The sequence below is a fragment of the Flagellimonas sp. CMM7 genome, from assembly GCF_021390195.1.
Classification (GTDB): domain Bacteria; phylum Bacteroidota; class Bacteroidia; order Flavobacteriales; family Flavobacteriaceae; genus Flagellimonas.
Genome location: NZ_CP090003.1, coordinates 4,077,238 through 4,102,520, shown reverse-complemented (window position 1 = coordinate 4,102,520; position 25,283 = coordinate 4,077,238). Strand labels below are relative to the sequence as shown.

At 36.4% G+C, this 25,283-nt stretch carries 23 protein-coding genes; 10 read left to right on the top strand and 13 right to left on the bottom strand.

Annotation, left to right across the window (positions count from 1 at the left end; all coding sequences use genetic code 11):
* The first annotated feature begins 145 nt into the window (after positions 1-145).
* Positions 146-1,021 carry an alpha/beta hydrolase gene (locus LV704_RS18565; RefSeq protein WP_163422189.1) on the top strand — a complete coding sequence of 292 codons (876 nt, stop codon included), beginning with the start codon at positions 146-148 and terminating at the stop codon, positions 1,019-1,021.
* A complete protein-coding gene (locus LV704_RS18560) occupies positions 1,008-1,805 on the top strand; it encodes an alpha/beta hydrolase (RefSeq protein ID WP_163422190.1) in 798 nt (265 codons plus the stop codon). Before LV704_RS18565 ends, LV704_RS18560 begins: the two co-directional genes overlap by 14 nt.
* A 1-nt stretch (position 1,806) precedes the next feature.
* Here the strand turns inward: LV704_RS18560 and cysM are convergent, their stop codons facing one another.
* Positions 1,807-2,688, bottom strand: a complete 882-nt coding sequence (gene cysM, locus LV704_RS18555; protein ID WP_163422191.1) for a cysteine synthase CysM — start codon at positions 2,686-2,688, stop codon at positions 1,807-1,809.
* Positions 2,681-3,472, bottom strand: a complete 792-nt coding sequence (gene epsC / locus LV704_RS18550) for a serine O-acetyltransferase EpsC (protein WP_163422192.1) — start codon at positions 3,470-3,472, stop codon at positions 2,681-2,683. The genes cysM and epsC overlap by 8 nt, the downstream gene beginning before the upstream one ends.
* Before the next feature lie 46 nt (positions 3,473-3,518).
* Here epsC and LV704_RS18545 point away from each other — a divergent pair, with 46 nt between their 5' ends.
* Entirely contained in the window at positions 3,519-4,247 is a 729-nt protein-coding gene (locus LV704_RS18545; protein ID WP_163422193.1) for a DUF2461 domain-containing protein, read from the top strand.
* Here the strand turns inward: LV704_RS18545 and LV704_RS18540 are convergent.
* From LV704_RS18540 to LV704_RS18530, 3 genes are all read right to left on the bottom strand, one after another.
* On the bottom strand, positions 4,239-4,646 hold the full coding sequence (locus LV704_RS18540) for a glyoxalase (protein WP_163422194.1): 408 nt from the start codon (positions 4,644-4,646) through the stop codon (positions 4,239-4,241). The two genes, LV704_RS18545 and LV704_RS18540, sit on opposite strands and share 9 nt — an antisense overlap.
* 131 nt (positions 4,647-4,777) lie before the next feature.
* Positions 4,778-7,813 (bottom strand): sialidase family protein, encoded by a 3,036-nt coding sequence (locus LV704_RS18535; protein WP_163422195.1) that lies wholly within the window; start codon positions 7,811-7,813, stop codon positions 4,778-4,780.
* Positions 7,814-7,872: 59 nt separating this feature from the next.
* On the bottom strand, positions 7,873-8,637 hold the full coding sequence (locus LV704_RS18530) for an outer membrane lipoprotein-sorting protein (RefSeq protein WP_163422196.1): 765 nt from the start codon (positions 8,635-8,637) through the stop codon (positions 7,873-7,875).
* Positions 8,638-8,751: 114 nt separating this feature from the next.
* On the opposite strand from LV704_RS18530, the gene LV704_RS18525 reads away from it, so the two are divergent.
* Positions 8,752-9,651, top strand: a complete 900-nt coding sequence (locus LV704_RS18525; protein WP_163422197.1) for a DUF72 domain-containing protein — start codon at positions 8,752-8,754, stop codon at positions 9,649-9,651.
* On the opposite strand, the gene LV704_RS18520 is transcribed toward LV704_RS18525, so the two are convergent.
* Positions 9,648-10,499: a phosphatidylserine decarboxylase gene (locus LV704_RS18520; RefSeq protein WP_163422198.1), complete on the bottom strand. Its 852-nt coding sequence runs from the start codon at positions 10,497-10,499 to the stop codon at positions 9,648-9,650. The genes LV704_RS18525 and LV704_RS18520 overlap by 4 nt on opposite strands.
* A gap of 197 nt (positions 10,500-10,696) precedes the next feature.
* Here LV704_RS18520 and LV704_RS18515 point away from each other — a divergent pair, with 197 nt between their 5' ends.
* Complete coding sequence (locus LV704_RS18515) at positions 10,697-11,104, top strand: acyl-CoA thioesterase (RefSeq protein ID WP_163422199.1); 408 nt, start codon at positions 10,697-10,699, stop codon at positions 11,102-11,104.
* On the opposite strand, the gene LV704_RS18510 is transcribed toward LV704_RS18515, so the two are convergent.
* Positions 11,101-12,384: a dipeptidase gene (locus LV704_RS18510; protein WP_163422200.1), complete on the bottom strand. Its 1,284-nt coding sequence runs from the start codon at positions 12,382-12,384 to the stop codon at positions 11,101-11,103. The genes LV704_RS18515 and LV704_RS18510 overlap by 4 nt on opposite strands.
* A 129-nt stretch (positions 12,385-12,513) precedes the next feature.
* On the opposite strand from LV704_RS18510, the gene LV704_RS18505 reads away from it, so the two are divergent.
* Both LV704_RS18505 and LV704_RS18500 read left to right on the top strand, forming a co-directional pair.
* A complete protein-coding gene (locus tag LV704_RS18505) occupies positions 12,514-13,329 on the top strand; it encodes a hypothetical protein (protein ID WP_163422201.1) in 816 nt (271 codons plus the stop codon).
* A gap of 17 nt (positions 13,330-13,346) precedes the next feature.
* Positions 13,347-13,712, top strand: coding sequence for a hypothetical protein (locus LV704_RS18500; RefSeq protein WP_163422202.1), 366 nt, complete (start codon positions 13,347-13,349; stop codon positions 13,710-13,712).
* A gap of 463 nt (positions 13,713-14,175) precedes the next feature.
* Here LV704_RS18500 and LV704_RS18495 read toward each other — a convergent pair whose 3' ends face one another.
* On the bottom strand, positions 14,176-15,039 hold the full coding sequence (locus LV704_RS18495; protein ID WP_163422203.1) for an RNA polymerase sigma factor RpoD/SigA: 864 nt from the start codon (positions 15,037-15,039) through the stop codon (positions 14,176-14,178).
* 242 nt (positions 15,040-15,281) lie between these two features.
* Here LV704_RS18495 and LV704_RS18490 point away from each other — a divergent pair, with 242 nt between their 5' ends.
* Positions 15,282-16,793 carry a DEAD/DEAH box helicase gene (locus LV704_RS18490; protein ID WP_163422204.1) on the top strand — a complete coding sequence of 504 codons (1,512 nt, stop codon included), beginning with the start codon at positions 15,282-15,284 and terminating at the stop codon, positions 16,791-16,793.
* Positions 16,794-16,798: 5 nt separating this feature from the next.
* Entirely contained in the window at positions 16,799-18,034 is a 1,236-nt protein-coding gene (locus tag LV704_RS18485; RefSeq protein WP_163422205.1) for a glycosyltransferase, read from the top strand.
* Positions 18,035-18,069: 35 nt separating this feature from the next.
* On the opposite strand, the gene LV704_RS18480 is transcribed toward LV704_RS18485, so the two are convergent.
* From LV704_RS18480 to LV704_RS18460, 5 genes are all read right to left on the bottom strand, one after another.
* A complete protein-coding gene (locus LV704_RS18480) occupies positions 18,070-18,501 on the bottom strand; it encodes a hypothetical protein (RefSeq protein ID WP_163422206.1) in 432 nt (143 codons plus the stop codon).
* Positions 18,502-18,536: 35 nt separating this feature from the next.
* Positions 18,537-18,698, bottom strand: coding sequence for a hypothetical protein (locus tag LV704_RS18475; RefSeq protein ID WP_163422207.1), 162 nt, complete (start codon positions 18,696-18,698; stop codon positions 18,537-18,539).
* A 349-nt stretch (positions 18,699-19,047) separates the two neighbouring features.
* On the bottom strand, positions 19,048-19,857 hold the full coding sequence (locus LV704_RS18470; RefSeq protein WP_163422208.1) for an alpha/beta hydrolase: 810 nt from the start codon (positions 19,855-19,857) through the stop codon (positions 19,048-19,050).
* 184 nt (positions 19,858-20,041) lie between these two features.
* The gene (locus LV704_RS18465; RefSeq protein WP_163422209.1) at positions 20,042-20,815 is read right to left on the bottom strand and encodes an alpha/beta fold hydrolase; all 774 of its coding nucleotides are present in this window, start codon (positions 20,813-20,815) and stop codon (positions 20,042-20,044) included.
* Positions 20,816-20,966: 151 nt separating this feature from the next.
* The gene (locus LV704_RS18460) at positions 20,967-22,073 is read right to left on the bottom strand and encodes a serine hydrolase (protein ID WP_163422210.1); all 1,107 of its coding nucleotides are present in this window, start codon (positions 22,071-22,073) and stop codon (positions 20,967-20,969) included.
* Positions 22,074-22,274: 201 nt separating this feature from the next.
* Between LV704_RS18460 and LV704_RS18455 the strand changes: the two genes are divergently transcribed.
* Positions 22,275-25,277, top strand: coding sequence for a carboxypeptidase-like regulatory domain-containing protein (locus LV704_RS18455; RefSeq protein ID WP_163422211.1), 3,003 nt, complete (start codon positions 22,275-22,277; stop codon positions 25,275-25,277).
* The last annotated feature ends 6 nt before the right edge of the window (positions 25,278-25,283 follow it).

Sequence of the window (25,283 nt, the reverse complement as noted above, 5' to 3'; positions counted from 1 at the left end):
CTTATTACTAATCGTCTTGTCTTATAAGAATATCCTACAAAATCTGATATTGCTCTTGTTTTGCTTAAAAGGTCAATTATTGGTTATTTAAGCAAGTAAGAATGCTTAACTGGATTTTTTGTATTTTGGAACAAACACGATGAATATGCAAAACTGGCTTTATATTTTACTGATTGTACTTTCAGTTTATATTTTGATAAGCGTTTTGCTCTATTTCCTACAAGACTACTTCTTATTTAAACCTGAAAAACTTTCTAAGGATTTTCAATTTTACTATGACAATCAAGAAATAGAGGAATATAATGTAGAAACGAGAGATGGAGCCACAATCAATAGATTACGTTTTAAAGCGGAAAATCCTAAAGGGATTGTGTTTTATTTAAAGGGAAATTCCAAAAGTATTAAAGGATGGGGAAAGTTTGCCGTTGACTTTACAAGACATGGCTATGATGTAATCATGGTAGATTATCGCGGTTTTGGAAAGAGTACGGGCAGAAGAACCCAAAAGGCCGTAAAAAGGGATATGCAAGTAATCTACAACAAGCTTAAGGAAAAAGTTTCTGAAAAGTACATTATTCTCTATGGGCGGTCTATGGGTTCGGGGTTTGCAGCAAAACTGGCTTCTATGAATAACCCCAGAATGTTGATATTGGATGCGCCGTATTATAGTTTAAGTAAAGTAGCTAAAAAATACATCCCTTTTATGCCGTTGTCGTTGCTTATAAAATTTCCTATGCCAACTCATAAATGGATGAAGTACGTAAACTGCCCCATTCACATTATCCATGGGACAGATGATAGGTTGATACCCTACAAAACAAGTGTGAAATTATCTAAAATTAAACCAGAACTAACAAAACTTTATACCGTAATAGGAGGGGGGCACAAGAATTTGAATACTTTTGAGTCATACCATAAAATGCTAACAGAAATCATTACTACGCGTCCTCAGAAAGTAAATCTAGAAGGTTCAAGTATTAATGTAAAACATTCATCAAAACGCGCCAATGCAAAAGCTTAAACGTTTTGGTCTTCTTCTTCTAACCATTTTATCTTTTTCAATTCTGATGCTTTACCTTCTTCAAGAAAAACTCATTTTTTTACCCACACAACTCCCTGCTGATTATGAATATTCATTCAATTCAGGGTTTGAAGAAGTCTTTTTAGATACCGCTGATGGAGCTCGACTGAATGCTATTCATTTCAAAATAGAAAACCCAAAAGGATTAATATTATATTTTCATGGTAACGCTGGAGATTTGTCCAGATGGGGGCAGATTGGATCATCCTTTGTTGATTTGAAGTATGATGTTCTTATAATGGATTATAGAAGTTATGGTAAAAGTACCGGAAAACTTAGTGAAAATGCACTGTATGAAGATGCCCAATTGTTCTACGAATATGCATTGAACACCTATGATGAAGAAAAAATCACAGTTTATGGTCGTTCTTTAGGAGCAAGTATTGCAACACATTTAGCTTCCAACAACAATCCTGCAAAACTTATATTGGAAACTCCTTTTTATAGTTTGCTTGATGTGGCTGAAGACCGTTTTCCCTTTTTACCCATAAAACAGGTTTTAAAGTATAAAATGGCCTCTTATAAATACATCCAGAACATAAAGGCTCCAATTCGCATTTTTCACGGTACCGCTGACAATGTAGTTTCTTATGAATCAGGAAAAAAGCTCTTTGATGTCATTCCCAATACAAACAAAAAAATGTATACCATTGAAAACGGTAATCACAATAACTTGAATGAATTTAGGGTGTACAGAGAAGGTATCAAGTTAGAACTGCAATAGCTTAATCAAACAAATCCGAAGATAAATACCTATCTCCTCTGTCACAGACTATAGAAACAATAGTTCCGCTACTTAACGTTTCTGCTATTCGTAAAGCGACTGTTGCTGCTCCACCACTGCTCATTCCAGAAAATATCCCCTCTTCTTTCGCCAATCTTTTGGCCATTTCTTGAGCTTCTTCTTGGCTGACTTCCATTACCGTATCCACTTTTTCCGGATTAAAAATCTTGGGCAAGTACTCTTCAGGCCATTTTCGTATTCCAGGAATTCTAGAGTTGTCGGTTGGTTGCACTCCAACGATTTGAATATCTGGGTTCTTTTCTTTTAAAAAAGTAGAAGTACCCATGATTGTCCCGGTTGTTCCCATACTGGAAACAAAATGGGTGATGCCTCCTTCTGTGTCTTTCCAAATTTCTGGACCAGTAGTTTTGTAGTGGCCCATCCAATTATCATTATTGGCAAACTGGTTTAGCATTTGATAGCCTTCTTTAACTTTTGCTTCGGCATAATCCCTGGCACCCTCTATACCTATATCTGAGGATGTTAAAGTAACCTTGGCTCCATAAGCTCTCATTGTTTGAACTCTTTCTTTTGTAGAGTTTTCAGGCATAACCAACTCAATATCCAGCCCATAGACCCCGGCTATCATAGCAAGTGCAATACCGGTGTTTCCACTAGTGGCTTCTATTAGTTTGGAATTTTTAGTGATTTCACCTCGCTCCAAACCACTTTTGATCATATTAAGTGCTGGTCTGTCCTTAACGCTACCACCAGGGTTGTGCCCCTCTAATTTAAAAAGCAGTTTTACATTAGGGTTGGTATTTAAAATTTTGGATTCAACCAAAGGGGTATTACCAATAAGGTCAAGTATACTTTTAGACATTAGCAACTGTTTTTATTTTTATTTCTGGTGTATGAAAAACTGTTGAATTAGCCGGAACAGAAGACGTTAACCAAGCGTTTCCTCCAATAATGGAATTTTCACCAATAACCGTTTCCCCGCCAAGAATAGTTGCATTGGCATAAATGGTCACATTGGACATTATGGTTGGATGTCTTTTTGTTTTTTGAAGATTTTTGGCGACATAAAGCGCCCCTAAAGTAACACCCTGGTAAATTTTTACATTATCATGTATTATGGCTGTTTCCCCAATTACGACGCCTGTCGCATGATCAATAAAGAATGATTTGCCTATCTCTGCCCCAGGGTTGATATCCACACCTGTTTGTCTATGGGCGTACTCAGTCATTAATCTGGGAACCAAAGGAAAACCTTGAGTATAAAGTTCATGGGCTAACCGGTAAATGGCAATAGCATAAAAACCAGGATAGGCCATATATATTTCTTGAATTGAAAGAGAGGCTGGGTCACAATTGAGAATTGCTTCCGCATCCAAATTCAGTTTTTCTAAAACTCCTGGTAAACAGGAAACATAATTGTCCCATACTTTGGTGCATGGACTTTCTAAATCCCAGCATGCCAAATCTACAAGTTGGCTAAATTTTCCCCCTAAAACATCCAGGTTTTCCGCTACCGGGGTATTCACATCAAAAAGCATGTAAAAAAGGGCATTGGTAAACCTTTCAGTTTCTTCTTTTAACCTATAGTCTAAATAGGGTTGTTTTTTGTGCCTCTTTAGTTCTTCTATGATTTTTTCTTTATCCATGATGAAAAATAAAGTTTAAAAATAGCCAAATCCTTACCACTCGATAATGGAAATAGCTAACTTTAGCTTAAAAATAACACAACATCTTAGTCCTGTGAATAATTCAACAATTACAAAAGAAGCTTTCAACTTTCTAAAAAAACTGGCAAAAAACAATAATAAAGAATGGTTCCTAAAAAATAAAACCACCTTTAAAAAACATGAAGCGGATGTTAAATCTTTTTATGAAAATATTCAAGATCACTTAAATGACCATGACGAAATTGAAAAAATGAAGATGTTCCGTATCTATAGAGACGTTCGTTTTTCTAAAGATAAGACGCCATATAAAACACATTTTGCAGGTTCGTTCTCAAGACTAGGAGCGCATTTAAGAGGCGGATATTATTTAAGGGTTAAACCGGGTGAGTCGTTTATTGCTACCGGTTTTTGGGAACCCAATAAAGAAGATTTGTTCAGAATACGTAAAGAATTAGAGATGGATGCATCTGAATTTAGAGGTATCATCAACAAAAAATCTTTTAAAGAGATTTGGGGAGAATTGGAAGGTGATGGTGTAAAAACGTCACCAAAAGGGTTTGATAAAGAGCATCAAAACATTGATTTAATCAAGAAGAAGCAATTTATATTCGTCAGAAACTTTACAGACAAAGAAGTTCTATCTAATTCCTTTATTGAAGAAGTGGATAAATCCTTTAAAGCGATAAGACCATATTTCGACTTAATGAGCGATATCTTGACCACCAATTTAAATGGAGAGTCAATTTTAGACTAACACTTCATTTTCCAATAATTGAACTTGATCTTTTAATCGTTCTATGACCATATTCATCATTCTCTTGTTTAGAGCAGAAGAGTTCATGGTATACATTTGATATTCCTCAACAGTAAACTGACCGATGATCATGCCTTTTAAGGAATTTCGGAATTTGACGTCTTTTTGGATGGCTCTTTCAATATATTCTAGCCTTTTTTCTAGTGACAACTCATAAAAGGCATCCTTGTGTTTATGGATGTAGTTTTTAAAAACTTCAACCAATAAAAAGTTTTGAAGTTTGATTACCGGCCGTAAAGTTTGATTTTGAAAACGCTCATCTAAACCCATATCATCATGTAGTTGAGCTTGTTTGATCTCTGGGCGAATGTCCAAAAGATTCTTGGATCTTGAATCCATAATTGTAAGTTTTAATAAAATTACATAATCAAAAACCACACAAAATTTACCGATACAATAGTTTTTAACGATGTTATAAACAAAAAAACCACCTAAAACTTAGGTGGTTTTTAGTTGTGCCATATTAGAACTTATTTCGCTTTTAAAAACTCTTCAAATGTTTTTAACTCAACAGTTTGTTTCTTCAAGTATTTGGTTTTAAGTTTTGAGAAAGTCACTTTGGCCTCTTCAAACTTGCTAGAAATTAGCGCTAGGTTTTCCAGTTCTGATTTTGTGGGTTTATCATAGCTGGCCGCCACTTTGCTATACAATGTGGTCATTTTTTCCCTTAACTGAGGTTCTGCAGAACCAACATAGTTATCACCGGTAGTTATCACCAACTGATTCTTTAAATCATTCAACTTCAAAACCATTTTCTTATCGCCAGTTTGTTCTGCACTTGATATGATCTCATCGATTTCATATACCAAATAAGCCAAATCTTGCGTCATATCATAAAGCTGTAGAGTAGTGGAGTTCTTCAAATCCCTATCTTCCTTTGAAAGCGGAGAATCTTTATCATAAGCAAGCTCAAAAGGATGTTCATACGTGTCTTTGCCCTTTTTGAGTACTGCCACATAATTTCCGGCAGCAACTTTGGGAGCGGTAAATCCACCAAACGTAAATGTTTTGCCTTTTGCAATCTTTGGGATTTTTCTGCTGAAATTCCAATTGACAATATTGATTCCCTTTGACTTTCCTGGTGTTAGTTCATAAATTAAATTTCCATTTGTATCGTGTATTTCTAAAGTCATTTTACCGAACGTATGTCGTTTTTTTAGAAAATACTTCAGTTGCATGCTCGAGGGCTTGCTTGAACCAACGAACTCCGTTTCATTACCAAAACTGCCAGAGAAACTACTTTTCTCATTAATAGTTGCTATAGGTGTATCAAAAAAGTGAATGTTTTTGTTCAATAATTCTGAATTTATTTCACGTAAAGGAGATATATCATCTATAATAATAACACCTCTACCGTGTGTTCCCATTACTAAATCATTGGTCGTCTTTTGCAAGTCTATAAAGTGAACGGCTGCGGCTGGCATGTTATTAGTGAACTTTTTCCAGTTTTTACCACCATCAATGGTTATGAAAAGTCCAAATTCAGTTCCTAGAAACAACAAGTCTGGATTTACATAGTCCTCCTGAATATTTCGAGCAAAACCTTCTACATCATCAGTAATAATAGCGCTCCATGTTTTTCCAAAATCTGTTGTCTTGTATGCGTAAGGCTTCATGTCATTTTGAGTATGGCCGTCAAAAACCGCATAGGCAGTACCTTTATTAAAGACACTTGCTTCTATATGATAACACCATGTATTCTCTGGTAAACCAGGGATGTTTGGAGTAGTGTTGGTCCATGTTTTTCCTCCATTTTGCGTAATCTGCACATTGCCATCATCTGTACCGACCCATATTACCTTTTCATCTAAGGAGGATTCCGCTATGGTAAAAATGGTTGTGTGGTTTTCTGCTCCCGAATTGTCCTTGGAAAGTCCGCCTGAATCTTCTTGATTCTGTTTTGTGGGATCATTGGTGGTTAAATCTGGAGAAATAATTTCCCACGTATTGCCCATATCCTCTGATTTATGCAAAAATTGGCTTCCCATATAAAATCTTTCAGGCTGGTTAACGCTTACTGCCATTGGGGCGTTCCAATTAAAACGGAGTTTGGTTTCTTCGGAAATTGGAAGAGGTTGAATTGTTTTAAGCAACATTTTATCCGTGTCATACCTCCAGACATTTGCTGCACCCTGCATCTCTGAGTATATAACGTTCTTCGTAGGATGTTTTAACACTCTAAATCCATCGCCAAAGCCTACTGAATTCCAATCTTTAGCTTCAACACCACCAGGTGATGAGGAAGGGCCGTACCATGAACCATTATCTTGTAGTCCCCCATAAACATTATATGGTTTTGCATCATCAACACTTATATGATAAAACTGCGATAGTGGAAGGTTTTGGACAATTTCCATGGTGGTGCCACCATCCCAAGTCCTATATACTCCACCATCTGTACCCACATACATCACATCTGAATTATTGATATTAAACGCTATGTCATGAATGTCTGAATGCATATTTCCCAAATTCTTAAAGGTTTTGCCTCCGTCTCTTGAAATAGATCCTGTTAGTCCCCCTTTAACAACGACATCTTCGTTTTTAGGGTCAACAACTATTCTTGAAAAATAAAATGGACGAACCGTGATGCCAAAATCATTGTTAAGCTGCTCCCAGCTTTCCCCGGCATCATTACTTTTATATAAACCTTTTCTAGCATCTTCTTCCGCTTCAATAGCAGTGTATAGTACATTGGGATTGGACGGGGCAACGGCTATGGCCAATCTTCCAAGATTTCCAGAAGGAAATCCATTGTGTATTTTGTTCCATGTTTTACCTCCATCAATAGATTTGTATAAAGCACTGTTGTTACCACCAGATTCAAAAGACCATCCTGTTCTGCGAAATTCCCACATAGAAGCATAGAGTATGTTTGGGTCGGTGGGATCAATGGTTAAATCTGCGCATCCGGTCTTAGCATCTAGGTAAAGAAGTTTTTCCCAACTTGAACCGCCATCGTTGGATTTGTAAACACCTCTTTCATCACTGTCTCCCCAGAGGGCTCCCAGTACTCCAACATAAATCTCCTGAGAATTATTTGGGTTTACAATTACGCGGGCTATGCGTTCCGATTTCTCGAACCCTATCTTATTCCAGTTTGCGCCACCATCCGTTGACTTGAATAAACCGCAACCAATAGAAACGCTATTACGTGTCCATGTTTCTCCCGTACCAACATAAATTACATTGTCTGGATTGTTGGGGTCAAGTTCTACAGCACCAATTGATTGGCAGTGCTCATCAAAAAGAGAGTTAAAAGTAGCTCCCGCATCACTTGATTTCCATACACCGCCCCCGGCTGTTCCTGCATAGATGATCCTGCTATTGGTAGGATGCACTTCCATGTCATTTATTCTACCGCTCATCAAAGCAGGACCTATATGGCGTGCCTTCATGTCTCCAAAAAGTTCTTTTCCTTTAATGGATTCTATAGTTTGCTGCCCAAACCCAAAAGCAGGAGCGAAAACTGTTATTAGTAAGAGATTATATACTAGTTTTTTCATTTGATTTCAATTCAAAAAGACCCATTGTTTGGGTCTTTAAAGATTATAAGATGAAAGGGTTATTTTTTTTCTTCGGTCATCTCCTCGGGAAAAGAAAAAGTATTTTCTTCCACTTCTGGATTCAACTCAAAACTCTCCATGTTCATTGAAAAAACCACAGCGCCATCAATATATTGAGAAGTGGAATGGGGAAAGTATAACCCATCAATTTCTTGATAATCACTCATTATGGATCTAGCTGTTTTACCTTTTCCTTGTCCAGATGTAATTTTTGTCTCCACAGCAATAGGGACAAAGTTTTCAGTATCAAAATAGTAGAAAGAGATATCGTCTTCTTGAGTGCCATCTACCATAATAGGTTCTTTTATTAACTTTATTTTGAAAGTTTCCGCTCCATCCACGGTTTCTTTTCCCAATAATTCCACAGTGTATCCTTTGGCTTTGTAATCAATGAAAGGATCGGGGAAATCATTGGTGTTCAATTTAAAGTTCTCAGTTTGTTCGGCGTCACTTTTTTCAGCTTTCATGGTCATGAAATTGGTACTCCAAAGCACCTCTCCATCATAAACCTGTTGTTTAAATTCCTTACCCTGAATGTTAGCAGAAAACAGCTGGCGGCCATCTTTGAGCTGTATGGCTCCAATGGGAAACTCAAAACCTTGCTGGATTCCTACCCCAGATGTTTTGAGACCTTTTAGGTTTGTCCAATTTTCAAGTCCTCCCGTGTTTTCAAAGTAATTTGCTATAATTTCATCCGCTGTTTGAGCCTGTACAGATAAAGCCATTGCAAAAAATAGTAAGATTGTAGTTTTAAATGTTTTCATTTTAGTTATTTTATTTGAGTTTAGCTATCAGTATTAAAAGTAAGTAATATGTTACATATTTTATATTTAAAATCTATCATTTACTTTTGATGGGAACATGAATTTTACCAGGATATGAAGTTTGGAAAAGTTGAACAGCCAGAGTTAATTGATTTTACCTTCCCAAAGGACCATATAGATACCTCAGTTCTTCTTTCCAAAAGCGAAAAAGGTGAAAAAACTAACATTTATGTTGGTTGTGCAAAGTGGAACAGGCAAGACCTTAAGAATTTTTACCCAAGGGGAACTAAAGATGAGTTGGTGTACTATTCTTCGCAGTTTAATTCTATTGAGTTGAACGCTACTTTTTATAGAATCTTTCCGGCAGAGCAATATGAGAAGTGGTACGATAAAACTCCTGAAAATTTTAAGTTCTTTCCAAAAATGACCAACGAAGTGAGCCATTTGAGAAGGCTTAATGATAAGGTGTATGAAGTGGCAGATCGTTATTTAGAGGTAACCTCGCTTCTAAAAGATAAATTAGGAACTATTTTTTTACAGATGCATAATAACTTTAATCCAAAAAACTGGGATAGGGTAGTGCAGTTTGTAGAATATTGGCCAAAAGAATTCCCGCTGGCCATGGAATTTAGACATACGGACTGGTTTAATGACGAGAAAGTTGCACAGGAGCTATACCATTTGTTGGAAGAAAATAATATTGCCAACGTTTTGGTAGATACTGCCGGTAGACGGGATTTAATGCATATGCGATTAACGAACAACGAAGCATTTATTAGGTATGTGGGCGCAAATCACGCCACAGATTATCCAAGACTAGATGATTGGATTAGTAGATTAGCTATATGGAAGAATTTGGGCTTGAAGAATATTCATTTTTTTGTGCATCAGAATTTGGAACTGGAATCTCCTTTGTTATCTGCTTATTTTATTGAAAAACTCAATAAAGAATTTAAAACAGATCTTCCAATTCCAAAAACACTCCATCAAAATAAGCCCAACACCTTATTTTAATACGGAATGCCTACCTCTACAAAAGTATTTTTGGTGTGATATCTTGGCTTGATAGGAGCAGCCATACAACAAGTTGACCCTAAATAAAACAGCGACAATTCTTGCAACCTGTTAACTGTATTGCCAACACAAATATGTTCTGAAAGTGCTATTGTTCCCACGGCAGGCCCTCCAATAATGGATATAAACCATATGTTACCCTCTTCGTCTTCAATATCTATATTATAACGCTCATTTCTAAATGCAGGTAAAGAGGGGTTTTCTTTATATATCCATGGCCTTAGCACCACAAGATCACCAGGTATATGTTGTATCCTGGATATAGTTCCATTTATGGGAGAATGTATTCGGTGATAATTCTTATTGTGCAGAAAAACATTGGTAAAAGTATACTCCCTTGGTATTTGTCCTTCCTGTAATCCAAAAACGGTGGCGACCGAACGGGTATCGGATTTTACATGTACCAAGTTTAGGTCATGTACTTTATCTGCATCGCAAAGTAAGCCTTCACATGGCCAAACATAAGGACTTTCGTTTTTTGGAATCGATTTAAACTCACGAATAAAAAAATCTTGGAAACAGTCAAAATCTGATTTTCCATGAGGTGGCTTAAACTTTTCCAGATAGTTCTGATCTGAGTAATTTACTCTTATGTAGGGCTTAATAATTTTTTTGGAAACAGGCTTGTTGTAGAATGAACTGTACCAAGCAGAAATTTTACGCTGAAGGTTCCCGGGAAGATTGCCCCAAATATCAACTGACAGAAATTTGTAAAAACGCGCACGCCATGTAGGTACTCTAAAAACGGTAAAGCTGGGGTCCGAATAATAATTCGAAGTAGCATCCATTTGTGTTAGATTAGTTTTGATTGATGTATGAATTTATTTTTATTTCAGTTTTTAAGCGACTTAATTAAGAAAAATTTATTTTAAGATTAACAAACTTTATAATAATTGAATCTTTTTGTTAAAACTCAAATGAAAGTTAATTGGAGAGCTCAAAAGCCTAATTTTATTCTGACTGAACAATTTAAAGTATCGGTAAAATGAGATTTCACACAAGAAAATGGGTTAAACCAGAAGATTTAAATGCGAACGGAACTTTGTTTGGAGGCAAGCTCCTAGCTTGGATTGATGAAGAAGCGGCGCTGTATAGTATTGTGCAGTTAGAAAGTAAAAAAGTCGTTACCAAATATATGTCAGAAATCAATTTTATGAGCACAGCGGAAAAGGGTGATATCGTAGAAATTGGAATAGAGGTCATAAAGTTTGGGATCACCTCAATATCGCTTAATTGCGAGGTGAGAAACAAAATGACACATGAAAGTATTGTTACCGTAGATAACATTATCATGGTAAACTTGGACGATAAAGGGAACCCCAAACCTCACGGAAAAACCAAAGTGGAATACGTTAAGGACCGTCTGGCAAAAAGAGAAAAAGAGGAGTTTTAGTTGAGAGAAACGGCTATTGCTTGCACTTCATCCAATACTCTGAGCAAGTTTGCGCCCCATAGTTTAGCTATATCCTCTTCGGAATAACCACGCTTTACCAGTTCTAATGTAACATTAAACGTTTCAGAAGCATCTGACCAACCTTCAATCCCGCCTCCACCATCAAAATCTGAGCTAATTCCAACATGATCAATCCCAATAAGGTTTACCATATAATCAATATGATCTACAAAATCTGATACATCAACCGCTGGTGGAGCCGAATTGTCTTTTTCAGCAATGGCATTGGCTATTTTAAGTACTTTAGGATAGTTTTCAATAAATTCAGCTTGTTGAACATCAGTTAGGGATGAGAATTGTGACCGTTCATACCAGTTTATCTTAAGAGAGTCCGCTACCTTCTTGTGAATTTCCTTCATAAAAGCTGCTCGTGCCTCATGCTTTTCGGTATTTAAATATGAACTAAATGCCACTGTTTGTACTACACCTCCATTTTCTTTTAATAATAAAAGCTGTTCATCATCCAAATTTCTGCTATGATCACATAAAGCTCTTGCGGAAGAATGGGAAGCAATAATAGGTGCTTTGGATAACGCAATCATTTGTTTCATGGACTCTTTGGACGGATGAGAGACATCTATCATCATTCCCAACCTATTCATCTCTTTCACAGCACTTTTGCCTAAGTCACTTAAACCATTGTGTAGCCATATACTATCCTTTTCGCCCGTATTGGAATCGCAAAATTGACTATGTCCATTGTGGGATAAGGAAATGTAACGTGCTCCGCGTTTTTGATATTCTTCAAACTTTGATAAGTCTTCACCAATAGGATAAGCATTTTCAACGCCAATCATTGCAACTTTTTTACCAGAAGCACTAATTCTTCTTACGTCATCAGAAGTAAGTGCCAATTCTATTCTATCTGGAGCATATTCTTCACATAATCTACGAATGGCATCAAACTTAGAAATGGCATTTTCGGAAGCCTTGGCATATCCTTCAGTATTTAAAGAATCTTGACCAGTATACACAATCAACCAAACTACATCCAACCCGCCGGCTTCCATTTTTGGCAAATTTATTTGAGTGTCCAAATTTTGGGTGTAGTTAATGCTATCTGTAAAGTTCTTTATATTGATATCATCATGAGTATCAATAGTAATTACGTTTTCATGTATTTTTTTTGCTTTTTCCTCCAAGGTTTCGGTCTTTTTAGGATTCTTTTCTGCACATGAAAATAGAATTGTAATAGCAGCCAATAAGTAAGAATATCTCATGTCTTTTTTTTTACACCTACAAATAAAGCAATTTGACAACAAAATGCGCACCGTATAGAACATTAAGTTGTATTCCCAAACCAAAATCAACATTTTTAGAGATACTTAATAACACTAATAATAGAAGTTTTGGGGACACGAGAATTACTGACGTATTTAGAAAAATTGGAAATAGGGCTAAGTAGCTTTTCTTATGAAGAATTGGGTACGGTAGAGGCAGGAAAGTTAAAAAAGTCATTTTATAGTTTTAAAACAGGTTTAGAGGACAAAGTTTTTGGTGTTTCGGAAATGAACCAGTTAGAGGTAATTTATGAACAGATTGGCATTAAGGGAGCAGAGAAAAAACTACCAGAACCTCTTTCTGAAGATTTACAAAAAACGCCCTCAAATACCGAATTGCTTTTTTCCTTGATTCAATTGTTGGAAACAACCAATTTGACCAAAAAGCAAGAACGCATTACAAAGGCCCTTAAAACGGTTAGTAAGCATTTGAATGACAATGATAGAGAGAACCCTGAGCATATGGAACATATAGAAAGCACAATCCCCAGTACCAAAATTGTGGAAGAAAATTTAGAATCAGTCTTTTCAACCCAAAAAGTAAACCTAAAACCTGTTTTAACGGAATGTATGGGTCAAATGGAGTTATTGGAAGAACTGATTAGGCTTTACAAACAAAACATACTGGAATTTATAGGTGGCATAAAAGTACACTTACAAACCAAAAACTTTAGAGGAGTGGATTTTGCTTGTCAAAAAATACAGCCATGCCTCCGAATGATGAAAACGGTCAGCTTACTTGAAATTACCAATCAAATGAGTGCCGTTTGCAAAACGGATAACGATATAAAGTACCTTAACTTTCTATACAACCAATTCTTAGTAGAATACCCTAAGGTTGAAGAGCTGGTTGATTTTGAAATTGATGTGCTGAGAGATATGTAAAAACCAAACCCAACATCATGAAAGATAATGACCTACCTGAACATTTTCAAAGTATCTTTCATCAGTTGTTTGAACACGCTACTGATCTAGACTGTAAACTAATTTTACTAAATCAAATTTTAGAGATAGGGGATACCAAAGAGATTCCGCTACTTGAAGAACTTGAAAACAACGAAAACCTCACGATCAGTAATAAAGCATTTGAGGTCAAATGTGCATTGTTGGATAAATTGGGGCGTTCTGCCAAAGAACAGCGATTGTTACCCATGAACCTTTGTTTTTTGTACGATGAATTCAATATTATGCCAGCAAAAGTAAAGGACTTGAATATGGATTTTGAGGTTTCTCTGCACATTTTTGAATCGGAGAAAGAAAATCAATAATTGTTCTTTGTTCTTAGCCCAAACTCGACAAATGTGCTATTTTTCTTATAAAGTATATTTTTTGCAATTTCACAACTTATACCAGGAATTTCACCACAAATTATTGCACTGTCATAATCTTTCCAATAGGTTTACGTTATAACAACAACCCAAAGATTAAATCACCTAATACTATGTTGTACGATACCTACGGAGAAGAATACTTGGCGTTCCTTCAGGAACTCAATGAAATTTTGAGCATAAACGAACTTGCAGAGTTAGATTATTTATAGTAATAGCCCAAACTTTATCTTATGAAAAATCAAAACCAAGAAAATACAGCTTACTTGAATTTTATTCAAGATTTAAATGAAATGCTAACTGACTTTAATATTAGTCAGTTGAGCCGTCCGTGATAGTTTAAAGTGTATATCATGAAAAAGGGGATGTAATTATAACATCCCCTTTTTTATTGCTGTAAATCCTAACCTAGATAGGATTTTAAGATTTTACTTTTAGAAGTGTGCCGTAACTTTCTAATCGCCTTTTCCCGTATTTGTCTAACGCGTTCACGGGTAAGATCAAAAGTGCTTCCAATCTCCTCCAAAGTCATGGACTGCTGGTCGCCAATACCATAATACAACCGAACAACATCAGCTTCTCTAGGAGAAAGTGTCTCTAAAGCTCTGTTGATTTCAGTGTTCAGGGATTGATGCATCAAATCCTTATCGGGATTTGGAGATTCGGCCGAATTCAGCACATCATACAAACTTGAAGTTTCTCCCTCCTTTAACGGAGCATCCATAGAAACGTGCCTGCCTGAGTTTTTAAGCGACTGCTTTACCTCTGTAACGGTCATATCCAGTTCCTTGGCAATCTCTTCAGGAGAAGGTGGCCTTTCATGCGCCTGTTCCAAGTAAGAAAATGTTTTTTTGATTTTATTGATCGAACCAATCTTGTTCAACGGAAGACGCACCACTCTTGACTGTTCTGCCAAAGCTTGAAGAATAGACTGTCTGATCCACCAAACGGCATAAGAGATAAATTTAAAGCCCCTGGTTTCATCAAAACGTTTGGCTGCTTTTACCAAACCTACATTGCCTTCATTAATAAGATCTGGCAATTTTAATCCTTGATTTTGGTATTGTTTGGCTACTGATACCACAAACCTAAGGTTTGCATTGGTCAATTTCTCCAAGGCAATCTGATCCCCATCTCTAATCCGTTGCGCTAGCTCTACTTCCTCTTGGGCAGTAATCAAATCAATCTTGCTAATATCTTGAAGGTATTTATCTAAGGATTTAGATTCTCGATTGGTAACCTGCTTTATGATTTTTAGCTGCCTCATAGGTGTATTTAGTTTCTACGTGATTATAGCTTACATGATACATCATAAAAGGCTATTTTCCAAATGACAATTGTTATTGTTATCAAAATGTTATGAGCAACACTAAAATATGGGCAAAAATCACTCCCAAAACAATTGTTGATAGTATCTTAATAGAAATGCTGAAATAAAGCTTAGCGGTGGTCTAAAAAACTCCTAATTTTGTAAGGTTTGATATTTTGGAACATTTAATCCATTTTCCTTTGGAGGTAGAGAAAGCAGTAAACAGAAAGACATTATACGATTATCAGCAAGAAGATCTAAAAAAAATCTTCAAGCATATCAATGAGTTGCCAGATGGCACCAATATTTTATACCAGTTGCCTACGGGAGGGGGGAAAACAGTGGTTTTCTCTGAAATAACCCGAAAATACATTCAGGATACGGGTAAAAAGGTGATGGTACTTACTCATAGAATAGAGCTGAGCAGGCAGACTTCCAAAATGCTTCACGGTTTTGGGGTGGCAAATAAAATCATCAATAGCGAGGTAAAAGAGCTGAATGACCAAGATGACTATATGTGTTTTGTGGCCATGGTAGAAACCTTGAACAATAGGCTACAAGAAGAAAAGGTCACTATCAACAACATAGGTCTTGTCATAATAGATGAGGCGCATTACAATTCTTTTAGAAAACTGTTCAAGTATTTTGAAGGAGCTACTATATTGGGCGTTACGGCCACTCCGTTAAGCTCCAATATAAAACTCCCTATGAAAGATCATTATAAACATTTGATCATAGGGGAATCCATTAAATCATTAATTGAAAAACGTTTTTTGGCCAAAGCCAATCTGTACAATTATGATGTAAGTTTAAAAACCCTAAAACTGGGTATAAATGGAGACTACACCGTAAAGTCTTCAGATGAGTTTTATGGTAACCATAGTATGCTGGGAAAATTGGTTTCTGCATACGAAGAAATTGCTAAAGGCACCAAAACACTTATCTTCAATAATGGTATCAATACATCGCTTTATGTGTACGAAACCTTTAAAAAAGCGGGGTATGACATCCGGCATTTAGACAATAAGAATACCGCATCCGAACGGAAAGAAATATTGGATTGGTTTGCCAATACTCCGCAGGCCATTCTAACATCAGTAAGTATTTTAACCACTGGTTTTGATGAACCTACTGTACAATCCATTATTCTGAACAGAGCTACACGTTCACTCACGTTATACTTCCAAATGATTGGAAGGGGTTCAAGGATTTTACCCAATAAAGATGAATTTTCCGTGATAGACATGGGGAACAACCTTGCTAGGTTTGGTCCATGGGATTCTCCGTTAGATTGGCAAGAAATCTTCCATTTTCCTGATTTTTATTTGGAAAACATCAAAAATGATGAAGAAATAGAACGAGAGTTTGTGTATGTAATGTCTGATGAGCTAAAAGCTAAATTCAGCAAATCCGAAAACATCACTTTTGATATAAAAGAGGAATACAAAAAGGTATTTGCCAAAGGCGGAAAGTCCAAATTGGTGTTAGAGATGAGTATTGAACAACACGCTCAAATCTGTTTAGAGAACAGTGAGGATGTTTTTGATGCCCGTATTTTGGCCAAGGAGCTAAAAGAAGAGATTGCGTACCGGGTGCGCCAGTATTCTTATTGCATCATGAACAACACCAAGAATTACAAGGAATGGTTAGAGGAAGATTATGAACGTAAACTACGCTCCAGTATCTCTAAAAAGTTCGCGGCGCTAATGTAGCCAAGATGAAAAAAGTACTTTTTATTGGTTATGTATGGCCAGAACCGTCTACTACGGCGGCGGGCCATCGTATGCAACAATTGCTTCACGCTTTTAATGACTTCGGATACCATATAACCTTTGGCTCTGCTGCAGCAAAATCTGAATACAGTTTAGATTTAGAAGCGATGGGAGTAGAGGAAACAACCATACAGCTGAATCATTCCAGTTTTGATAGTTTTATTAAGGAATTGGAGCCAGACATGGTTGTCTTTGATAGGTTTATGACTGAGGAACAGTATGGATGGCGTGTTGCTCAATTTGCTCCACAGGCACTTAGGGTTTTAAATACGGAGGATTTACATTCCCTGCGAAAAACTCGGGAAGAATGCCATAAAAAAAATGAAGCTTTTACGCCACAGAAATGGAAGAACCATGGAATGACACTTAGAGAGGCAGCGAGCATTTACCGTTCAGATTTGTCATTGATGATTTCTTCCTATGAGATGGAATTATTGCAAAATGAATTGGGCACTCCAAAAAGCTTGTTGATGCATCTGCCATTTATGCTGGAAAAACTGGATGCAAAAACAATGGGTGAATGGTCCACCTTTGAAGAGCGGAAGGATTTTGTTTGTGTGGGAAATGGCAAGCATGCTCCCAATGTAGATTCCATTATCACCCTAAAAAATACTATTTGGCCTTTAATTAGAAAGGCATTACCAGATGCTGAGCTACATATCTACGGTGCATACCTACCAAATCGGGTGCTGGAACTCCATAAACCAGGTGAAGGCTTTCATGTTATGGGTTGGGCTAAGAATTTGGAAACCGTATTGCAACATGCCAGAGTGAATCTAGCTCCCTTACAATTTGGAGCCGGGATAAAGGGAAAATTGATTACTGCCATGCAACACGGAATTCCCAGCATAACCACGGTTATTGGTGCAGAAGGCATGCACGGTAATTTACCTTGGAATGGAGTCATATGTAACGATTGGAATGCTTTTGTAACGGCTGCAGTGGAACATTACCAAAACAAGGAAAAGTGGGAAGCAGCACAAACCAATGGAGTTACCCTTATCAATACGTTTTATGATAAAACCGCATTGCAAAAAAAGGTACGAGAACAAATAGAGCAGTTACGGCAAAATCTGGAAACACACCGTAGCAATAACTTTATTGGGCGACTAGCACAGCATCATTCCATGGCCAGTACCAAGTATATGGCTAAATGGATTGAAGAAAAGAATAGGGGATAGAAGAGTTTCGTTATAGCTATTGTTACTATGCGTTTTTATATTTTATGAATCAGTTTAAGTATTTTATCAAGCCTTTTTACCTGTGACTCCTTTTCACATTCTGTCATTCGTTCATTTATTATTTTTTGATAAATTTCCTTGTTCTTTTCATTGATAGAGATAGTTGATTTTTCTATGTATTTAGGCAATTGTTTAATTGGACATTTCCACAGTTGGTCAGTCAGTAAGTTTTCAACTTTGTCTTGAAACTCTGAATATTTATTGAGTTTTGTATATATCTCAACTCCAGCATCAACCGTTATTACAGAACCTTTATTTACAGTGCTAGAAATCTGCTCTATTGATTCAAATAACTCCTTACTTTTCAAATCTGAAATTGTCGATAAAGCAATCATTCCTCCCCAAACCAATCTATTGTTTTTATTTGATAATAATCCTAAAAACTCAGCATAATATTCGGCAATCAAACCAGGCTTTATATAGGCTGTCTCATACAGTGTTTTTATACAATCTGCTTGTATTTTTTATCCTTATTCCCCAAATTTTGAACAAGTTCTTTAATCGCATAACTATTTTCAGTTTCTGCAATTTCTTTAGCTAAGGCTATATTTGCATCATTCCCTTTCTGCCCTAATGATGATGAAAGTTGGCTTATTACAGTCATAATTTTCTTTACTATATCGATTTCATAAACATTTTCTTCAATACATAGTAACTAAAAAGATATAATCCGTTTTAATGGTTTATATCCAAGGATAACGAAGTTCGTTGATTATCCTCACAGAATCAAGGGTTAATACTTCAACTTATTACCTGTTTTAAACTACTAACCTATTGTCATTTAAAATAAAATGTAATGAGTGAGCGAAATCTAGGTTCCCCATCACTGGGCCTATTTAAGAATACCCTTGTAAAGATTTCTCGACTGCACTCGAAATGACATTTTATGATTTTAGAAAGGAACAGGAGATAAGAGCATCAACCATGTTGACTATGGCTCTAGCTGTATGCAGCTAATTTGTTTTTAAAATTCCTTGATAAAAGCTATCTAAAAACAATGAATTATGAGTTTCTGAATCATAGAGGTTGGTCGTTAAAATGATATTCTGATTCTTTTTGAGTTCATTGATAAACTCTTCTATTTTATTTTTATGAAATTCAGGCTTGGGCTGATAGGTTAAATGAATTTTAGTTGGCTTATTATATTGGTATTTTTTAAATCTGTTGGTTACCTCTCCATTACTAAACCAAATAGCAGGATCGTATATATGTATTACTTCAAATGGATGGTCCAATGATAGTATGTATCCACCAAAATAGCCTCCGTAAGAATGACCGATCAGTGTTTCGTGATTATTTGTAGCATACTTCTTATTTACATCTGGAATTAGCTCTTCCGTTAAATAGTTGTAAAATTTCATTCCTTCCCCAGAATTTGAACCATTGTACCAAGTTGAGTCCACTTCTTCACCATCATATTCTATTCTCGATTGACTAAAAGTAAGATCAAGTCCCCTTTTTTTATTCCAATCAATATGCGGGATTCCTACAACTATTGAGTTTTTAATTTTCTCGTTTGCTCCCAAATCAAAAGTTATATTTTTAATCAAATCAAACCTCCATTCTGCATCAAAAACGTAAATAACTGGGTATTTTATTGAATCAGAATATTTTAGAGGTAAGCTAATCCAGTAATTTCTATTCTCATTTAAATGTTTGGAATAGATACTATGCTCAATCGTATTACTTATACAAATAGTATCTTGAGCAGATGAGCAGTAACTTACTATAACAAAAATTAATAGTGAGAATATTTTTTTCATTTTTTGTTTAATGGTATATGGTTAGAACAATATAAATCATAAAAGTGATTTATATCCAACGATAACGAAGTTCGTAATTTTTCTTTCGGAATGAAAAGGTTAGACCTAAGGTTATTGTCCAATTTTTAACAACTTACATTATAGCATCTAAGCCCATAGGTTCATTCTAATTACAACCATTCCTCTATACTGTTTTTAGGAAGCTGTTAATATCATCATATAAGTTTTTTGCATTTTCGACCATATGCCAGTGACCAATTCCTTTGTATAGTCTATTCGGGATATTTTGTTCTTTTATAAAATTCTGCGTTTCTTTTGGTGTATCCAAATCTCCCCAAATATATATTTTATTGCAGCTCAGGTTTTTAAATTCAAATCCGCATTTATTGTTTTTTATATGTTCTTGACTTGTAAATGCCCAGTTACGCATTCCTTGTGGCTCGGCAAATCTTAAACTGCTGTAATATCTCCTAAACCTTTCTTCACCGATTGCGTTTTCAAAAATTTCATCTTCAAATGATTTCACAAAATCTTCGGCAGTTTTAAAACTCAAAGGTTTGCTTGAAAAATAACTGTCCGCCTCGGTCAAATTACCTTCTATATTAAAAAAACAATTGATTTTATCTGACAGTTTCTCACAAACCCAAGTTCCTATCTGTGCACCAATGGAATGGGCTACAACATTTACTTTTCCACTGTTTTTGGTTTCCGTTTGAATTATTTCCGAGAGCAAATCTGCCTGTTCCTTGATAGATACATAGTCTTTATTTAAAGGGCTGACACCAAATCCTGGTAAGTCCACCACATAAAGATTAAATTCAGGAGAAAGGTTCGAATCAAAAACCTCTTTGTATGCCAATCCGGAATCGGCAAATCCATGTAAAAACCAAATTGACTGTCTGTTCTCATCTATTTTGTTATGCCTGATAAATAATCCTTTGAGGGTTTTGATCTTCATTTTCGAAGTTTCTTTCTAAAGGGTATCACTATTTAGGGTTCAATTTCCTTTGATAACGAAGTTCGTTGATTATCCTCATAGAATCAAGAAGCATTATCATGGATTATTGCTTACTTCTTAACAATGGTCTAAAACCATTGTAGCAACCAGTTTATTCTAAACGCTCAATTATCCTATCTGCCGTTGCATTTAACTTTTCATGTATTGTGGGACCGGATACATTGGTTAGAATAATTACTCCAACTTTAGATTCTGGAATAATGGTCAGCCAACTGGAAGTTCCATAAGCTCCCCCATTTTGAAAGATTTTTGTATGGCTTTGCCCATTCTTAAAGATTTGCCAGAACAAACCATTTTCAAAATCCCCATATCTTCCGTTCAATAACTCTTGATGGGAAATTTTCACTACTTCATTTGCTTCGTTTAGCTGAAATTCCATGTACTTTATCATATCGTCCAGTGTTGAAAATAATCCGCCTTCTGCCTTCATTTCTTTTTCTGCTCTAGAGGGCATCACCAAACCATTTGGGTTGAGCCCCAAGGCCAACAGCTTTTTATTTTCCCCAGAAGGAGCGGTAATACGAGTTTTCGTCATTTGAAGAGGTTCAAGAATATATTCGGATAACAATTTCTCGTAGGTCTTACCGTAAATATTTTCCAAACAAAAACCTAGCAAATTAGCTCCAGCATTTGAATAACCGAATTTAAATCCGGGAATGGTATCCAATGTTACTTGATGCAGTTCTTCTAAAAATTGAGATTCACTAAATCCCGCTTGTAGTTTGTTGATTTCATAGGGAAGGTTATCCCAATCGGGATTTTCAAAGAGTCCAGGGCTATCAGGGAAAATCCTAGGCAAACCGCTAGTGTGCGTCACCAAATGGCGAAACGTAATGGGTTTTTGGTTAAATTCTAAGTTGGGAAAGTTCTCGGATAAATGATTTCTGATATCATCATCCATAGTTGCCTTCTTTTCCGAAATGGCTTGCGCCAGCAAAGTCCCTGTAAATGTTTTGGTCAAGGAAGCTATCTCATATAAGGTATCTTCATTTGGTGTTTCTCCGGTAGTTAACTTACCTAGGTGAAATTTATACACGTTACCATTTGTGATAACTCCTAACGAAACGGCTTGTATCTCCTGGTCAAGCAATAAACTATTACATTCTGCCTGAATCATTTCATAATCATTGTGCTGCTTTTGACCGTTTGTAATATTAGAAATTGTCAAAATGGATACTAATGCTAATTTGAGTTTCATTGTTTTGTTTTATAACAGGTATACTTGGGAAAAAGAAAATAGTTACAACATTCATTGTTTTTTTCTAATGAATTTTAAAACGCAGCGGGTCTACTATTTTTAACCCTTTAGAAGCTTTTCATTTCGAAATGAAAATAATATTGATTAATTGACGAATGAATATTTAATCATTTTATTAGTTTAGGGGAAACAAATTCTTCTATGGGTGGTTTAAGGGTAGTTTTTCTGGTATTTATTTTTGTGTTTTGCAATCAATTAAGTGGTCAAATTACCGTTGAAGGGAGCATTATCGAATTGAGCACGGGAAAACCTGTAGACTTTGCTAATATTGGAGTGGTAGATCGTGCAAAAGGAACCGTTTCAGATTTTGATGGCACTTTTAAATTCGAATTGGATGAAAATGAAATCAATCAAAAAGACATCCTTCAAATATCCCGGATAGGTTATAAAACACTCAAGTTCTCTACCCAAGCGTTTATCGAAATGCTTAAGACAGACCAGGCTATTGGTTTGGAGCCCGTTCCTTATGAACTTGAAGGGGTTACCGTTAAAAGTAGTGATGCGGACAAAAGAAAGGTTGGGTACCAAAGCAGATCCAAACGCCTTTTTGGATTTTGGAACGATAGTTTGGCGTTGGGAGGGGAACACGCCTCAAAAATATTGATGCGCAAAGGCCCTCTAAAACTAGAGGATGTTTCTTTCAATATCATCGCCAATATCTCGGATAGCCTATTGGTGCGTGTAAACGTGTATGAGTTTGAAAACGGGCTTCCTGGAAAAAATATCTCCAACGGAAACATTTTATATACCATAAGACAGCGACAAGGCACTATTGCTATAGACCTTTCTCCGTACAACATTGTAGTGGATTCCCATTTTGTAATAAGCTTGGAGCTTTTAAAAATTTATGGGGGTAGGGTAGGTATTGGAATTTCTGCCTTTGATGATGGGTCTAGGTCATATACCAGGCTATTGAGTCAAGATCGGTGGAAGCGCATGCGAAAGGGATTTACGATTGCTTTCAACCTAAACACGTCTGCCGTAGAGAAAGAAGAAAAGATTGTTGAAGTAAAAGCCAAGCTCAGGGATAAACCCAGCAACATAATGCTGCTTTGGGACACTTCGCTATCGATGAAGGATAGAAATCTGGATAAAGAATTCCGTTTTTTAGATAACTACTTTAAAAATTTGGGAGATGTACAGGTAGATTTTCAACCGATGAGCTATTATCTTGGGGAAAGAACGTCTCATAAAATCGCTAACGGTGATTGGGGTACGTTAAAAAAGACTATTGAATCTACCATCTATGATGGGGCCATTGATCATAGGCTTTGGGAAAAACTGGAAACCTCTCAACAAACCTTGTTCTTTACCGATGGGAAAAACTTTCCCGTGGATGCCACCAAAGATTGGTACGGTACGCTGTTTACCATAAATGGTGACAATACTGCCAATCATACCCTTTTAAAAGAAATAGCCGAAGAACATGGCGGAAATTACATCAACCTTGAAAAACTGGACAACATGGCGTTGGCGGTTCAATTTACGGAGCGCTACATGGTGGACAACTTGGAATACACGAACCGAACGGTTCAGAAGTTATCAGAGGTTACGGGTAGCGTTGGCGATTTGGATACCCCCTTACAAAATGTGCTGGTTAAGGTGCGAGATAGTGATAGACAAACTAGGACAAATTCTAGAGGTAATTTTTCCATTAAAGCGCTTAATGGGGAGGTTTTGGATTTTTCATACCCAGGAAGAGAGGCTACTTCAACAGTGGTCAATACATCGGCACGAATGCTGAAGATTATTATGCCATTGGGCATTACGGCTTTGGATGAAGTGGTCTTGGAAGAAAATGCAAGATTAAAGGAACTTCATAAACCCATAAACAAAAATATCAATACACGTTTTGGTGTTCTGGACATGAATAAAGTTGGTTTTAGTGTTAAGCAAATGGAAGGTTCGCAAATTAGTCCGTCAGCACAGACACTAATGGATGCTGTAGAAGGCAAATTTGCGGGTATTGATGTGGTAAGAAAATATCCAGAAGATTATGAGATAGTAATGTACAGGAGGAGGCCAATGTCTTGGGACGTTGACGGGCATGTATATCCAGCTGATGACCCTCCATTTCACATTAACCTTCAAAATATAAAAGACATAACGCTAATGCCACCTGCTTGGTCAGCTGCCAGGTATGGTAGTTTGGCTCCGGGTGGAATCATCATTGTTCGTACCATAAGTAATACGTTTGATGGTATAGAAGTCACTGAAGATTCTAAAAACAAATCACAGAATGTATACTCCAATGATGCTATTGAATTGGCCAATGGATTAGCAAGTAAACCGCTCTATGCGCAACGAATAGCCAATTCACCTACAGTAGATAAAGCGTACGCACAATATGTAAGTGATAGAAAAAACTATGGACACACCCCCAGTTTTTATTTTGAAGCCAGTAAAATCTTTGATGATCATTGGAATGATCCAAGAAAAGCGAATCGTATAAAATCAAATCTACTGGAGCAATTTCCCGAACAAATAGACGCGCTTAAAATTCTTGCTTATGCCCATGAGGAAGAACAGCAAAATCAAGAAGCCCTATCCATTTATAAACAAATTCATGCCATTAAAGAGACTCCGCAGGCAAAACGGGATTTAGCAAAAATGCTTGTTGAAGTAGGGGAGTATAAAGAAGCATGGAATATGTACAAGAGTTACATTGGTATACAGAACATTCTTGAAAGTAAAGGATTGGACCAAATTGTTAAGGAAGAGATGTTGGATGTATTGCAAGGGCATGGCGAGGAAATTGGGATAGACAAATCGAAATTTGTGTTTGAAGAACAGAGTAATTATAGTTTATTGGTTGAATGGAACGACCCCAACACTCAATTTGAACTTCAATTTGTAAATCCTCAAGGCCAGTATTACAATTGGAACAATGCGACAGAAATTGCTAATGAAAAGCGTTTACAAGGAGCATTATCTGAAAGTTTTGATATTGATGATATGCAACAGGGACAATGGTTGATAAACATGACCTATTTAGGCAATCAGGTCAATTTACCAACATATTTGAAGTTCACATTAAGAAACAACCAAACCAATGAGGAAGATGTAAAAATGATTACGTTACGTCAACGAAACGTAAAATACAAAGTCATGAATCTGTCCAATAATGGGATGCTTCCGTACTGATTAGGG

Coding starts and splice junctions, on each gene's coding strand:
- LV704_RS18530 (WP_163422196.1), bottom strand. CDS start 8,637: ATGAAAACATTTAAAACTACAATCTTACTATTTTTTGCAATGGCTTTA.
- epsC (WP_163422192.1), bottom strand. CDS start 3,472: ATGGATAAAGAAAAAATCATAGAAGAACTAAAGAGGCACAAAAAACAA.
- LV704_RS18545 (WP_163422193.1), top strand. CDS start 3,519: ATGGAAATAGCTAACTTTAGCTTAAAAATAACACAACATCTTAGTCCT.
- LV704_RS18470 (WP_163422208.1), bottom strand. CDS start 19,857: ATGAAAAAAATATTCTCACTATTAATTTTTGTTATAGTAAGTTACTGC.
- LV704_RS18500 (WP_163422202.1), top strand. CDS start 13,347: ATGAAAGATAATGACCTACCTGAACATTTTCAAAGTATCTTTCATCAG.
- cysM (WP_163422191.1), bottom strand. CDS start 2,688: ATGTCTAAAAGTATACTTGACCTTATTGGTAATACCCCTTTGGTTGAA.
- LV704_RS18465 (WP_163422209.1), bottom strand. CDS start 20,815: ATGAAGATCAAAACCCTCAAAGGATTATTTATCAGGCATAACAAAATA.
- LV704_RS18540 (WP_163422194.1), bottom strand. CDS start 4,646: ATGGATTCAAGATCCAAGAATCTTTTGGACATTCGCCCAGAGATCAAA.
- LV704_RS18515 (WP_163422199.1), top strand. CDS start 10,697: ATGAGATTTCACACAAGAAAATGGGTTAAACCAGAAGATTTAAATGCG.
- LV704_RS18565 (WP_163422189.1), top strand. CDS start 146: ATGCAAAACTGGCTTTATATTTTACTGATTGTACTTTCAGTTTATATT.
- LV704_RS18460 (WP_163422210.1), bottom strand. CDS start 22,073: ATGAAACTCAAATTAGCATTAGTATCCATTTTGACAATTTCTAATATT.
- LV704_RS18560 (WP_163422190.1), top strand. CDS start 1,008: ATGCAAAAGCTTAAACGTTTTGGTCTTCTTCTTCTAACCATTTTATCT.
- LV704_RS18510 (WP_163422200.1), bottom strand. CDS start 12,384: ATGAGATATTCTTACTTATTGGCTGCTATTACAATTCTATTTTCATGT.
- LV704_RS18520 (WP_163422198.1), bottom strand. CDS start 10,499: ATGGATGCTACTTCGAATTATTATTCGGACCCCAGCTTTACCGTTTTT.
- LV704_RS18525 (WP_163422197.1), top strand. CDS start 8,752: ATGAAGTTTGGAAAAGTTGAACAGCCAGAGTTAATTGATTTTACCTTC.
- LV704_RS18535 (WP_163422195.1), bottom strand. CDS start 7,813: ATGAAAAAACTAGTATATAATCTCTTACTAATAACAGTTTTCGCTCCT.
- LV704_RS18455 (WP_163422211.1), top strand. CDS start 22,275: ATGGGTGGTTTAAGGGTAGTTTTTCTGGTATTTATTTTTGTGTTTTGC.
- LV704_RS18475 (WP_163422207.1), bottom strand. CDS start 18,698: ATGACTGTAATAAGCCAACTTTCATCATCATTAGGGCAGAAAGGGAAT.
- LV704_RS18495 (WP_163422203.1), bottom strand. CDS start 15,039: ATGAGGCAGCTAAAAATCATAAAGCAGGTTACCAATCGAGAATCTAAA.
- LV704_RS18485 (WP_163422205.1), top strand. CDS start 16,799: ATGAAAAAAGTACTTTTTATTGGTTATGTATGGCCAGAACCGTCTACT.